The organism is Vibrio sp. T9 (genome assembly GCF_003123985.1).
Classification (GTDB): Bacteria; Pseudomonadota; Gammaproteobacteria; order Enterobacterales; family Vibrionaceae; genus Vibrio; species Vibrio diabolicus.
The window spans coordinates 338,375-351,512 of sequence record NZ_NIGY01000007.1; the positions used below are offsets into that span (position 1 = coordinate 338,375).

A 13,138-nucleotide genomic window follows, 5' to 3' on the forward strand; every position below is an offset into this window, starting at 1 on the left:
TAATAAACCTCAAGGAGATTAGTTCCAAAGAAATCGTTTAACGGGAAGCAATGTAAAAAGCAGAAATTGAGAAAAGAAAAAGCCCGGCTAAATAGCCGGGCAAAGTTCCAGAACAAAAGGATCCTATCCCGCTCTCCATGGGATAGAGTCTGCGTCTGTTCGATCAGTGTGACTGATCAAGCTCTGGAAACTGGATTGTTGACGCTGTACTCACTCACGTGGCGCGCCAACAAATTCAGTTAACCTTGGTACTTTTTAATAACCAAAGTTGCGTTTGTGCCGCCAAAGCCAAAGCTGTTTGACATTACGGTTGTTAACTCTGCATCACGTGCTTCTGTCACGATGTCCAGACCTTGAGCTGCTTCGTCCAAGTTTTCAATATTGATGCTTGGAGCAATGAAGTTTTTGTCTAGCATAAGTGTTGAGTAAATCGCTTCGTGCACACCAGCGGCGCCTAGTGCGTGACCAGTCATTGCTTTTGTTGCAGAGATTGCTGGGCTGTTCTCACCAAACAATTGTTGGATCGCACCAAGCTCTTTCACGTCACCAACTGGTGTCGACGTGCCGTGTGTGTTGATGTAATCCACACCGTCAACGTCTTGCATCGCCATCTTCATACAACGGATCGCGCCTTCACCTGATGGTGCTACCATGTCGTAGCCATCTGACGTCGCACCGTAACCTACGATCTCACCGTAGATTTTCGCGCCACGTGCTAGAGCGTGCTCAAGTTCTTCGATAACCAGCATGCCGCCACCGCCAGAGATAACGAAACCATCACGGTCCGCATCATACGTACGAGATGCTTTGTCTGGAGTGTCATTGTATTTCGTTGACAGCGCACCCATAGCGTCAAACATCATGGTTTGAGACCAATCAAGCTCTTCACCGCCACCAGCAAAAACAATGTCTTGTTTACCAAGTTGAATAAGCTCCATCGCGTGACCGATACAGTGTGCAGAAGTAGCACATGCAGAGCTCATTGAGTAGTTCACACCACGAATCTTAAATGGCGTAGCAAGACAAGCGGAAACCGTAGAAGACATAGTACGAGGAACCATGTAAGGGCCAACTCGTTTTACGCCTTTTGCGCGCATCGTGTCTGTCGCTACCGTTTGGTTGTATGCAGAAGCACCGCCAGAACCCGCAACGATACCGGTACGATCGTTTGAAACCTGATCCTCTGTAAGACCAGCGTCTGCGATTGCCTGCTCCATTGATAGGTATGCATAAGCAGCCGCATCACCCATAAAGCGCATCTGCTTACGGTCGATGTGTTCCGCCGGGTTGATTTTTAGGTCACCCCATACTTGCGAACGAAGACCGTGTTCTTTGAACTGCTCAGATGCAGTGATGCCAGATTTGCCCGCTTTAAGAGACGCTAGAACTTCTTCGACGTTGTTACCGATACTTGAAACAATACCCATACCGGTGATTACGACTCGTTTCATTATGACATTCCTATAATTCAAAAATCCGCTAGATGATAACTAAGATAGTCAACAAAAGTGGTCAGCTTTCCCATAAATTCGTACAATCGCCCCATTCTTACCGCGCCAAATCACAAATTTGCACCATTATGACTTCAATAAAAAACGCAGAACTTGGTTGGAACGAAGCTGGTACTCCGGTTTCAGACCAATTTGATGATGTTTACTTCTCTAACGTAAACGGTCTTGAAGAGACACGCTACGTTTTCTTAAAACAAAATCATCTCCCAGAAAGATGGCAGGAATTTGACCAAAGACGTTTTGTCATTGGTGAAACAGGATTTGGCACGGGATTAAACTTCTTAGCAGTATGCCAGTGGTTTAGTGAGTTTCGTCGTCAGCATCCAAACGCAGTATTGAAAGAGCTGCATTTTATTAGCTTTGAAAAATACCCGCTAAGCCAAGCGGATTTAAAGAAGGCGCATGAAGCTTGGCCTGAGCTAGCTGAGTACGCGGAAAAGTTACAAAAGCACTACCCTGTCGCCGTACCTGAGTGTCACCGCATTGTGCTTGAAGATGGCGCAATTACACTCGACCTTTGGTTTGGCGACATCAAAGACTGCATGCCGCAAGTCCCATACAACGAACAAGGTTTGATTGACGCTTGGTTTTTAGATGGATTCGCGCCAAGTAAAAACCCAGAAATGTGGAACCAAAATCTGTTCAACAACATGGCTAAGTTAGCCAAGCAAGACTGTACAGTCGCCACTTTTACCGCAGCGGGCTTTGTGCGTCGAGGGTTGAACGAAGCAGGCTTTGCAATGAAAAAGGTCAAAGGCTTTGGCACCAAGCGAGAAATGATCGCAGGTTCGATGGAACAACGTGAAAAGCAGTCGAACCATCTCCCTTGGTTCAATCGCACGGCGTCCAGCAATCTTGATTCGATTGCTATCATTGGTGGTGGTATAGCCAGCGCGGCGTTAGCGAAAACGTTAGTTCGTCGTGGCCAAAACGTCACGCTTTACTGCAAAGACACTCAACCAGCCGAAGGAGCGTCGGGTAATCGTCAAGGGGCCGTGTATCCATTGTTGAACGGTCCCCATACTGGCGTTTCGCGTGTGTTTGCTCCTGCATTTTTGTTTGCAAGACAATTTATTGAACAAGCTGCGGAGTCGGTTACATTCGATCACGATTGGTGTGGTGTAACTCAGCTAATGTGGGATGAAAAATCTGCTGATAAGCTGGAAAAGATGCTTGCGGGTAATTTTCCTTCTGAATTGATTCAAAAACTGTCCGCCGAGGAAACTGCGAATACTATCGGATTACCTATCGATATGTCGTCTGTGTACTACCCAATGGGAGGGTGGTTGTGCCCTGCCGAGCTAACGCGTGGGTTAATCAAACAATTAGAACAGACATCGTTACTCTCAACGAAGTTTGAACATCACGTTGAAGCATTAAACTGGGATGAAGAGCATCAGCTTTGGACACTAACGGTCAATGGTCAAACATTTGAGCACTCAACCGTTGTGATTGCGAATGGTCATGAGTTCCAGACATTGAGCCAAACCGCTTCCCTGCCGATGGGACAGGTGAAAGGGCAAGTCAGTCATGCTCCAGCAACCGAAACGCTGAGTCAATTGAAAACGGTATTGTGTTACGACGGCTACATGACGCCTGTTAACCCAAACAATCAGCACCTGTGCATAGGCGCAAGCTACGATCGCAGTCACCTAGACTACGAATTTGATGAAAACGCTCAGAAGGATAACGCAGAAAAGTTAGTTAAGTGCGTACCGAACCAAGAATGGCCAAAAGAGGTAGATATCAGTGGCAATCGATCTCGTCAAGGTATTCGCTGCGTGAGCCGAGATCACTTACCATTTGTCGGAAATGTGGGTGACTTTGAGACGATCAAAACGCAATACGCCAACTTACAAAATCAAAAAGCAGAAGAGGTAGAAACCGTTCATCAGTTCACTAACCTATTCTGCTTCTTAGGTTTAGGATCTCGTGGGCTGAGCTCTGCACCATTGTTAGCTGAAGTGTTGGCCTCGCAAATCTGTGGAGACCCGCTGCCATTACCTGTTGATGTATTGACCGAACTTCATCCAAGTCGAATGTGGGTTCGTAAACTAAAAAAAGGCAAAGCCATTACTGAGCTGTAAGAGTATTCTCTCGTTTACATTCCCGACGCAGGTATGTGTCGGGAATCGCTAACTCATTAAGTCACTCGTGTTGAAATTACTTCAGCTGTGCAATTGCCTGTTTCACTTGCTCTGCTACTTCCGGATTTACCGCCTCACCAGACTCCACATCAAAGTTCTCGTAGAAGCTCGGCACAGATAGCGATGCTTTCACATCTGCTCCGAAAAATTGCGCGGAACCTGTTGCCGCCGCAAGAACGCTCTGTGCGCCACCCGGGCCAGGAGAAGTTGCTAAGTAAACGACCGGCTTGTTTTGAAATACGTTGCGCTCAATGCGCGTCGCCCAATCAAACAGGTTTTTATACGCTGCTGGGTATGAGCCGTTATGCTCTGCGAAGGAAACAACAATAGCGTCAGCCTCAGCCAAATCACGTAAAAATGCGACAGCACCTTCAGCTTGACCAATTTCTTTCTCTTTGTCTTCGCTAAACATCGGTACTTGATAATTGTTTAAGTCTAAAACGTTCACTTGAGCGTCTTCGACTTGGTTTGCTGCGTAAGTAGCAAGTAGTTTATTGATTGAGGTAGAGCTGGTAGAAGCACCAAATGCGACAATTTTCATGGTTGTAATCCTTTGTTCACGTTTTATGCTAACCAGAATAAAAGTTGAACAGTTTCGCTACAACCACAAAAATTTTATGGAGAGGTTCGAATTTTTCGAAGTAGTAAATGACTTGGACTAATAAACGGAGAACGACGTTCGGAGATTAAGCCTGAGCCTGCAGTTCTTGCCACAAGTCACTGACGATCGCGCGATCAGCTGGGCTTAATTCGGTACGAGCGTCTTCCAAACTGCTCTCAATGCGTGACTTCAGTTCAGTAATATCGCTAATGCCTTCTTCTTCACAAGATGCCGCAGACAAAGAGATGTGACCACGTAGATAACCACCAGCAAACAATTCATCGTCAGATGCTGTTTCAATTCGAGCATCAATCAGTTCCAGTAGTTTTTCTTCAAATTCAATAATCATGGTGTATCTCTGAGGTTATTTGAGGTTATTTAACGCAAAAGTCTGACGCTTCCAGCGGCTTGGTTTGGTAAAACGCACGCAGAGCATCCGAAAGCATTCTCACTCGCAAAGGCAAGCCAGCTTCCAAAATACCCAACACTTCTTTATGCACTTTCTGCATAAAGCCGAGCCTATCTGGTTCAAAATCGCCGTGTAGATTGTCACAACTCACCGTAAAAGGGAAGCCAGCACTTTGTGCCAGAATCCATTCATAAGCTTGCGGACGCACTTCAACTTTCTCAAACTCCGCTTGAACTTCTTCCGTGCGCCCATCGGGTTCATACCAATAGCCAAAATCTTCCAGCAAACGACGCTCAGGCCCTGCCACACACCAATGCGAGATTTCGTGTAATGCGGAGGCATAAAAACCCCGAGCAAAAATAATCCGATGATGAGGATGCTCATCATCAGCAGGAAGATAAATAGGCTCATCACCACCTAACTCCAATTTCGTATTAAATTGGTCTAAAAAGGTGTCATTGAAAATGGTGATAAGGTCTTGGTATTCGTGGGTCATCGTCGAGTTTGTACTTCAGTTTGACATGCGCTGCGTATTGTCGCTGTTTTTATCTATAAGGTAAAGATGCTCCCACAGTTTTGGTTATTAGTTGAATTTATCTGAACATCGCTTTCTCCATATAATTTCTCATTCGTCAGCGTACTCATTTGCTACTACACTCTCGCCTTATTTTGATGCTGCTCAAACTGCTGTTTTTTAAGCGGTTTGATTACAGGCATGTTGCTGGTTTTAATCACTTTTTAAGAATGATAAAACCTTTTGTAAGTATTGTTGCTGCGCCTACGATGATTCATGTAGAACGTAGTAACTTTTTACGTTGAGTGTCTCTCTATGTTGCTAAGTGTGTTGTATATCATTGGTATCACGGCTGAAGCCATGACAGGTGCGTTGAGTGCTGGTAGAAGAAAAATGGACTGGTTTGGTGTTATGTTGGTGGCCAGTGCAACGGCCATTGGTGGTGGCACCGTACGTGACATTTTACTGGGGCACTACCCTCTTGGTTGGGTAAAAAACCCAGAGTTCCTAGCAATCACGTGTGTTGCGGGTGTACTTACCACAGGCTTAGCTAAATGGGTGATTAAGCTAAAAGGTCTATTCATCCGCCTTGATGCGTTAGGTTTGATCGTGTTCAGCATCATCGGAACTAAGATTGCGATGGGCATGGGCTTACACCCTGGAATTTGTATGGTTTCAGCGCTAGTAACGGGTGTATTCGGTGGTCTACTCCGCGACTTAATCTGTCGCCAAACACCGTTGGTACTGCATGAAGAACTTTACGCTTCTGTCGCTCTTATCGCATCAGGAATGTACTTAGCGCTATTAGAATTTAATATTCCCGATGTAACAGCCACTATCATTACGCTGATCACCGGTTATATGCTGCGTATGGCTGCGGTACGTTTTAAGTGGCGTCTCCCTTCTTTCAATTTGGAAACGGAAGGCTCACTCCATTAACTTATCTAAACGCGTAATGAAAACACATTAAAAAGGCTGCCCATTGAGCAGCCTTTTGTCTCTTTATCAAGCTTATTTTTAAGCTTAAATCTTCGGTGTTTCAGTTGTTACGCCATGGTTCTGACCACGATGACGCAGCAAATGATCCATCACCACAATCGCTAGCATCGCTTCAGCTATTGGTACGGCACGAATACCCACACAAGGATCATGACGGCCTTTGGTGATCAACTGAGTTGGCTCACCTTCTTTTGTGATGGTCTCACCCGGAACTGTGATGCTTGATGTTGGCTTAAGCGCAATGTTAGCCACAATGTCTTGACCAGTTGAGATACCGCCAAGAATACCGCCCGCGTGATTACTGCCAAAACCTTCAGGAGCAAGCGTATCACGGTGTTGACTGCCTTTTTGGTTTACCACATCAAAGCCATCACCAATCTCAACGCCTTTCACCGCATTAATGCTCATTAGCGCGTGTGCAATGTCGGCATCAAGACGATCAAATACAGGCTCACCAAGACCAACAGGCACGTTAGTTGCCACAACCTGAATTTTCGCGCCAATAGAGTCACCTTCTTTTTTCAGGTCACGGATAAGTTGGTCAAACGCTTCTACTTTGTCCACATCTGGGCAAAAGAACGCATTGTTTTCGATTTCGTTCCAATCTACCTTGTCGATAGAGACATCACCCATTTGTGACAAATACGCGCGAATCTCAACACCAAACTCATCTTTCAAGTATTTCTTCGCGATTGCACCCGCCGCCACACGCATTGCGGTTTCACGAGCAGACGAACGGCCGCCACCTCGATAGTCACGGATGCCATACTTTTGGTGGTAAGTATAATCAGCATGACCCGGACGGAATTTATCTTTGATGTCCGAGTAATCTTTTGAGCGCTGATCGGTGTTTTCAATTAGCAAACCGATCGATGTGCCTGTGGTTTTGCCTTCAAAAACACCAGAAAGAATTTTAACTTCATCCGGTTCACGACGTTGTGTGGTGTAACGTGATGTGCCTGGACGACGGCGGTCGAGATCGATTTGCAGATCTGCTTCTGTAATTTCTAACCCCGGAGGACATCCGTCTACGATACATCCCAGTGCGATACCGTGACTTTCCCCGAATGTCGTCACTCGGAAATGTTGTCCGATACTGTTTCCTGCCATTACTTCCTCAAGTTTTTATCGCTACGCCCTCTCAAACCAGAGCGCAACTGCTTTCCAATTCTTCGTGGATTCATAGTGGCTTTATTACGTTTTGATGTAAAGAGTTAATATCGGCGAGTTATGCATAAAAAAACACCGAGCATAAAGCTCGGTGTTTTGACGTTTAGTGCAAGACCCTATTAGTCTTTGTACAGTTTGAACTCTTCGGCACACTCAACCAGCTGGTCACGCGTTAGCATGAATACGCCGTGACCACCGTTCTCAAACTCAATCCAAGTGAACGGAATCTGTGGGTACTGTTCCATCATATGAATCATTGAGTTGCCAACTTCACAGATAAGAATGCCGTTATCTGTTAGGTAGTCTGGTGCGTTTGCAAGAATACGACGCACAAGTTTTAGGCCATCCGTACCGGCGGCTAAACCAAGCTCAGGTTCGTGTGTGAACTCGTCTGGCAGGCTGTTCATGTCTTCTTCATCCACATATGGGGGGTTAGACACGATCAGGTTGTACTTCTCTTTTGGTAGATCGCGGAACAAGTCAGAGCGAATTGGGAACACTTGTTGCTCCATGCCATGATCTTGTACGTTTTGCTCAGCCACTTGTAGAGCATCTGTAGAGATGTCGATCGCATCCACTTCAGCTTCAGGGAACGCGTGAGCACATGCAATTGCGATACAGCCGCTGCCTGTGCATAGGTCCATGATGCGCGCAGGCTCTTCCACCAACCAAGGTTGGAATTCTGCTTGAATCAACTCACCGATTGGAGAACGTGGCACAAGTACGCGCTCATCAACGAAGAATTCAAGACCGCAGAACCAAGCTTTGTTGGTTAGGTATGCAGTTGGTGTACGTTCATTGATACGTTTTACTACACGCTCAACAATACGCAGACGCTCGCTGGTCGTTAGGCGAGAGTTTAATACGTGCGGAGGCACATCAATCGGCAAGTATAAGGTTGGCAGGATAAGCTGAACCGCTTCATCCCACGCATTATCAGTACCATGACCGTAAAACAGGTTCGCTGCGTTAAAGCGGCTTACCGTCCAACGAATCATATCTTGAAGGGTATGCAGCTCCGATACCGCTTCTTCTACAAAAATCTTATCCAAAATTGCCTCCGAAAAGCGCTACAATACTGCCAATAAAAGTTTATTAATGAAATTGTTTACCTAATGAGCAAAAAAGACACCGAACACGATGACGATTTCGCCTTGTTTCAGGAAGCAGTACAGGGCGTAAAAAAGTTGCGACAGGATACCATAATCCAGCAACCAAAAAAAAATACTAAGCAAAAAGAAATCAAGCGCTCCAACCGTGAAGCGAGTGATTCTGAGTTTTACTTCTCCGACGAGTTTGTCCCTCTCTTAAATGAAGATGGCCCAACTCGTTATGCACGTGACGACGTCTCCACTTATGAAGTTAAACGTCTGCGTCGCGGCGTGTATGTACCGGACGTATTCCTCGATATGCACGGCATGACACAACAAGAAGCTAAACGCGAACTTGGTGCGATGATCGCCTACTGCGTCAAAAACGAGATTCACTGTGCGTGTGTGCAACATGGCATTGGTAAACACATCCTGAAACAGAAAGCGCCACTTTGGTTAGCACAACACCCAGACGTAATGGCTTTCCACCAAGCGCCACTAGAATTCGGCGGTGATGGTGCGTTGTTAGTTTTGCTCTCGATTCCAGAAAAGTAACTAGCTCACTGTAGAAGCAATTAAACAAAAAGGCAGGAAATTTCCTGCCTTTCTTAACTCTGGATATCTAATGTTTAAATGCTTATTTGGTTTCGATGCTTATGGCGTAATATGCCACAGCACTTCACCGTTTTGCGTTTGTAGATCGTATTCAATACACACTAGACCTGATGTAGGAAACATCGGTGGTGCCATGTCTTTTACAAACTCTGAAGTGAGATAGCCAACCAAAGGCAAGTGAGAGACAAGCAGAAGCGAGTCTAGTTTTTCCACTTCAATCAATGCACTTGCAAAATCAAATACATGCTCAGATTGACCGTAAGGTGTAATATCTTCACAAGTTTCGATGCTTTTTGCAGCAAAATACTCGCTGACCTCTTGCCAAGTTTGTTGAGCTCTAATGTACGGACTCACCAACACTTTATCGAATTGCGCAAAACCTTGTTCTTTACAGGCTCTCGCAACCGCTTCTGATTCGACTCGGCCTCTTGGGGTCAATTGTCGGGCTGCGTCTGAATCTGCAAAATGCTCGGCTTCGCCGTGACGCATGATGAATATTTTCATGTTATTTCCTAGGGATAGCTAACGCTACCAAAAGGTTGACTGCTATCTTTATTAGATAGACGGGGCTAACTTTAATAATGACGAAACAAAAATACTGATATAATTATCTGTTCATTATACCAATTCGCTTGCTAAAGATAGCGACTTTCTTAACAATCTATTAAAAAGAATGTACTCAGTTCATCACAGTATTTAACTGTGCTATGAGTTCAGAGCATTCATTCAAACAGTTCTTCCCCATACGCAAACGCGATGGGCCTGTGCAGAAGTCTACGAATAACAAAAATACGGCAAGCAGTATTTGTCGAAACGCAAACTTTGCGCCCCCTAGCTAGGGGTTCATAATTACTGTAATGCGAAATCTGGAGACGCATCGTGCATCTAAGTCCTAACGATTCAAATCAATACCGCTACATTACCTTGAGCAATGATCTGCGTGTACTGCTGATTCATTCCGAGACAGCTCAACAGTCAGCAGCAGCTCTAGCAGTGAACGTTGGACACTTCGACGACCCAAAAGATCGCCAAGGTCTGGCACACTATTTAGAACATATGCTTTTTTTGGGTACGGAAAAATACCCTAAAGTGGGCGAGTTTCAAAGTTATATTAGCCAGCATGGAGGAACAAATAACGCTTGGACGGGTACTGAACACACTTGTTTCTTTTTTGATGTTACTCCGAATGCCTTTGAAAATGCCTTAGATCGATTTAGCCAATTCTTTACCGCACCATTGTTTAACGAAGAAGCTTTAGACAAAGAACGCCAGGCTGTCGACTCCGAATACAAACTCAAACTTAATGACGATTCTCGCCGCCTGTATCAAGTCAATAAAGAAGTCATCAATCCAGAGCACCCTTTCTCTAAGTTCTCAGTCGGCAACCTAGATACATTAGGTGACCGAGAGGGTAAGTCCATCCGCGACGAAATTGTCGAGTTTCACCACTCTCAATACTCTGCCGATCTCATGACGTTGACGCTCTTTGGGCCACAGTCGCTCGATGATCAGCAAGCGTGGGTAGAAGCCATGTTTGCCAATATCCCAAATCACCACCTTCGTGGAAAATCGATTGATGTCCCCATTAGCACCAAAGAAAGTACCGGGATTTTAGTTCAAGTTGAACCAATCAAAGAATTTCGAAAACTCATTCTCACCTTCCCAATGCCAGGGATGGATAAGCACTACGGCTTGAAACCACTCTCTTACTTCGCGCATTTACTCGGCTATGAAGGCGAAGGCAGCTTAATGCTCCAGCTAAAAAATGAAGGCTGGATTACGTCGCTTTCTGCGGGAGGCGGCGCTAGTGGTAGCAACTATCGAGATTTTACGGTTAGCTGCACACTCACCCCGCTGGGTCTCAACCACGTTGACGACATCATCCAAGCGGTTTTTCAATACCTCTCGATGATCAAACAAGACGGCCTAGATGAATGGCGCTATCTCGAAAAACAAGCGGTGCTTGAGTCGGCGTTTCGTTTCCAGGAACCATCTCGACCAATGGATTTGGTTAGCCATCTTGTTATCAATATGCAGCATTATCAGCCAGACGATACCATTTATGGCGACTACAAAATGGCGGGCTATGATGAACAACTGCAGCGTTCGTTGCTGCAATACTTAACCATCGATAATGTCCGCGTAACCCTGATTGCAAAAGGACTGGAATACAACCGTACTGCCGAATGGTACTTTACTCCGTATTCCGTCACGCCTTTTAGTGATGAGCAACGCCGCTTCTATCAACAAATCGATCCAAGCTGGCAGTTCGTCTTACCAGAAAAGAACCCTTATATTTGCTACGATCTCGATCCCATGCCGTTCGAAAATGGTGGTTCACTACCAGAGTTAATTGAAGATCTCGAAGGCTTCCGACTTTGGCATTTACAAGACGATGAATTTCGCGTGCCAAAAGGTGTTGTATATGTCGCTATAGACAGCTCTCATGCTGTTGCATCACCGAAGAACATTGTCAAAACGCGCCTATGTGTCGAGATGTTCCTCGATTCGCTAGCAAAAGAAACCTATCAAGCAGAAATCGCAGGGATGGGTTACAACATGTATGCTCACCAAGGCGGGGTTACCTTAACCCTCTCAGGGTTCAGCCAAAAACTACCTCAATTGTTGGAAATGATCCTGCACCGTTTTGCTTCTCGAGATTTCAGCCCTGCACGCTTTGAAACCATCAAGCAGCAACTGTTACGTAACTGGAGAAATGCTTCACAAGATCGTCCTATTTCACAGCTGTTTAACGCACTTACAGGGCTACTTCAACCCAATAACCCGCCTTTCGCAACCTTAGTCGAAGCGCTAGAAGAAATCGAAGTCGATGAACTCTCAGTATTCGTAGAATCAATTCTTGCAGAGCTGCACGTTGAAATGTTTGTTTACGGAGATTGGCAGCGTCAACAAGCGCATGACATGGCGACGACCTTAAAAGATGCCCTAAGAGTAAAAGAGCAGCGTTATGAAGAGGCGCTCCGCCCACTCATCATGCTAGGAAAAAACGGCAGTTTTCAACGTGAAGTACATTGCAACCAGCAAGATTCGGCGGTCGTTATTTACCACCAGTGTGAGGATATTGAGCCTCGTAGCATTGCTCTATACTCATTGGCGAACCATCTCATGTCGGCAACATTTTTCCACGAGATCCGCACAAAACAGCAATTAGGTTACATGGTGGGCACTGGCAATATGCCACTTAATCGTCATCCGGGTATTGTGCTTTATGTGCAGTCACCCAATGCAGCACCTGCCGAGCTGGTTACCTCAATCGATGAGTTCTTAAATGCCTTTTATATGGTGCTGTTAGAACTGAACGATTACCAGTGGCATAGCAGTAAGCGCGGCTTGTGGAATCAAATAGCGACGCCGGACACCACACTGCGAGGTCGTGCTCAGCGTCTTTGGGTTGCAATAGGAAACAAAGACACCGAGTTTAACCAACGTGACAAGGTACTTTCTGAACTGAAGAAATTGACCCGAGCAGACATGATTCGCTTTGTCGTTAATGAGTTGAAACCTCGCACGGCAAACCGATTGGTCATGCACTCTCAAGGACAATCGCATTCGGACGCTCCGCGCATCCACTTAGGGCAAGAAATTGGATCGATTGAAGAGTTCCAACTTAGGCCAAAAGATTGCGGCTTAGGATGATCTAATTGCGCAGTAATAAAATTATCGATTAGTAAGTATATACCTACAAACCAATGAGGTTGTGGGTCTCATAAATAGAATCGACACCATAATTGGCAGAAAATTGAAATTACGCCATTGCGGCTTATGCTCTAATTACCACACTAAAAATAAATTAATGAGGTAATCATGAAAAAAGCACTACTACTTGCGGCTATTTTACTGCCACTGGCATCTGCACACGCTGAAATCTCGGTGAAAGGTGATGGCTTTGAGCTAAGTAACGACTGTGTCCGCCTAAGCGGAGACAATGTTTCTATCAAATCAGATGATTGCTCTTCAAAACAGTGGAAAGATAAAGACAACAAAGGCAACAGCAGCGTTCACGGGGACGACAACCCAGGTAAAGGCCACAATAAAGATAAGAAAGACAAGAAGAAGTAAC

The 13,138-nt window shown here is 45.5% G+C and carries 12 protein-coding genes; 5 read left to right on the forward strand and 7 right to left on the reverse strand.

Going from position 1 to position 13,138, the window contains the following annotated elements; translation table 11 throughout:
* Positions 1–239: 239 nt before the first annotated feature.
* Entirely contained in the window at positions 240–1,451 is a 1,212-nt protein-coding gene (fabB, locus tag CBX98_RS16485; protein ID WP_006741726.1) for a beta-ketoacyl-ACP synthase I, read from the reverse strand.
* Positions 1,452–1,579: 128 nt separating this feature from the next.
* Here fabB and mnmC point away from each other — a divergent pair, with 128 nt between their 5' ends.
* The gene (mnmC, locus tag CBX98_RS16490) at positions 1,580–3,598 is read left to right on the forward strand and encodes a bifunctional tRNA (5-methylaminomethyl-2-thiouridine)(34)-methyltransferase MnmD/FAD-dependent 5-carboxymethylaminomethyl-2-thiouridine(34) oxidoreductase MnmC (protein ID WP_109169785.1); all 2,019 of its coding nucleotides are present in this window, start codon (positions 1,580–1,582) and stop codon (positions 3,596–3,598) included.
* 76 nt (positions 3,599–3,674) lie between these two features.
* On the opposite strand, the gene CBX98_RS16495 is transcribed toward mnmC, so the two are convergent.
* The 3 genes from CBX98_RS16495 to CBX98_RS16510 all read right to left on the reverse strand — a co-directional run bounded on the left by CBX98_RS16495 (position 3,675) and on the right by CBX98_RS16510 (position 5,164).
* Complete coding sequence (locus CBX98_RS16495; protein WP_053808780.1) at positions 3,675–4,199, reverse strand: NADPH-dependent FMN reductase; 525 nt, start codon at positions 4,197–4,199, stop codon at positions 3,675–3,677.
* Between the two features lie 145 nt (positions 4,200–4,344).
* Positions 4,345–4,608, reverse strand: coding sequence for a YfcL family protein (locus tag CBX98_RS16505; protein ID WP_005397926.1), 264 nt, complete (start codon positions 4,606–4,608; stop codon positions 4,345–4,347).
* 25 nt (positions 4,609–4,633) lie between these two features.
* Entirely contained in the window at positions 4,634–5,164 is a 531-nt protein-coding gene (locus CBX98_RS16510; protein ID WP_109169786.1) for an elongation factor P hydroxylase, read from the reverse strand.
* A 333-nt stretch (positions 5,165–5,497) separates the two neighbouring features.
* On the opposite strand from CBX98_RS16510, the gene CBX98_RS16520 reads away from it, so the two are divergent.
* The gene (locus CBX98_RS16520) at positions 5,498–6,121 is read left to right on the forward strand and encodes a trimeric intracellular cation channel family protein (RefSeq protein WP_005397913.1); all 624 of its coding nucleotides are present in this window, start codon (positions 5,498–5,500) and stop codon (positions 6,119–6,121) included.
* Positions 6,122–6,205: 84 nt separating this feature from the next.
* On the opposite strand, the gene aroC is transcribed toward CBX98_RS16520, so the two are convergent.
* Both aroC and prmB read right to left on the reverse strand, forming a co-directional pair.
* A complete protein-coding gene (gene aroC / locus CBX98_RS16525) occupies positions 6,206–7,291 on the reverse strand; it encodes a chorismate synthase (protein ID WP_005397911.1) in 1,086 nt (361 codons plus the stop codon).
* Between the two features lie 179 nt (positions 7,292–7,470).
* On the reverse strand, positions 7,471–8,403 hold the full coding sequence (prmB, locus tag CBX98_RS16530) for a 50S ribosomal protein L3 N(5)-glutamine methyltransferase (RefSeq protein WP_005397909.1): 933 nt from the start codon (positions 8,401–8,403) through the stop codon (positions 7,471–7,473).
* Positions 8,404–8,466: 63 nt separating this feature from the next.
* On the opposite strand from prmB, the gene smrB reads away from it, so the two are divergent.
* Positions 8,467–8,997: an endonuclease SmrB gene (gene smrB, locus CBX98_RS16535; protein WP_046875553.1), complete on the forward strand. Its 531-nt coding sequence runs from the start codon at positions 8,467–8,469 to the stop codon at positions 8,995–8,997.
* 99 nt (positions 8,998–9,096) lie between these two features.
* Here the strand turns inward: smrB and sixA are convergent, their stop codons facing one another.
* On the reverse strand, positions 9,097–9,561 hold the full coding sequence (gene sixA, locus CBX98_RS16540; RefSeq protein WP_109169787.1) for a phosphohistidine phosphatase SixA: 465 nt from the start codon (positions 9,559–9,561) through the stop codon (positions 9,097–9,099).
* Positions 9,562–9,936: 375 nt separating this feature from the next.
* Between sixA and CBX98_RS16545 the strand changes: the two genes are divergently transcribed.
* Together CBX98_RS16545 and CBX98_RS16550 are read left to right on the forward strand one after the other, a co-directional pair.
* Positions 9,937–12,714 (forward strand): insulinase family protein, encoded by a 2,778-nt coding sequence (locus CBX98_RS16545; RefSeq protein WP_109169788.1) that lies wholly within the window; start codon positions 9,937–9,939, stop codon positions 12,712–12,714.
* Positions 12,715–12,882: 168 nt separating this feature from the next.
* Positions 12,883–13,137: a hypothetical protein gene (locus CBX98_RS16550; RefSeq protein WP_005397900.1), complete on the forward strand. Its 255-nt coding sequence runs from the start codon at positions 12,883–12,885 to the stop codon at positions 13,135–13,137.
* Position 13,138 lies beyond the last annotated feature (1 nt).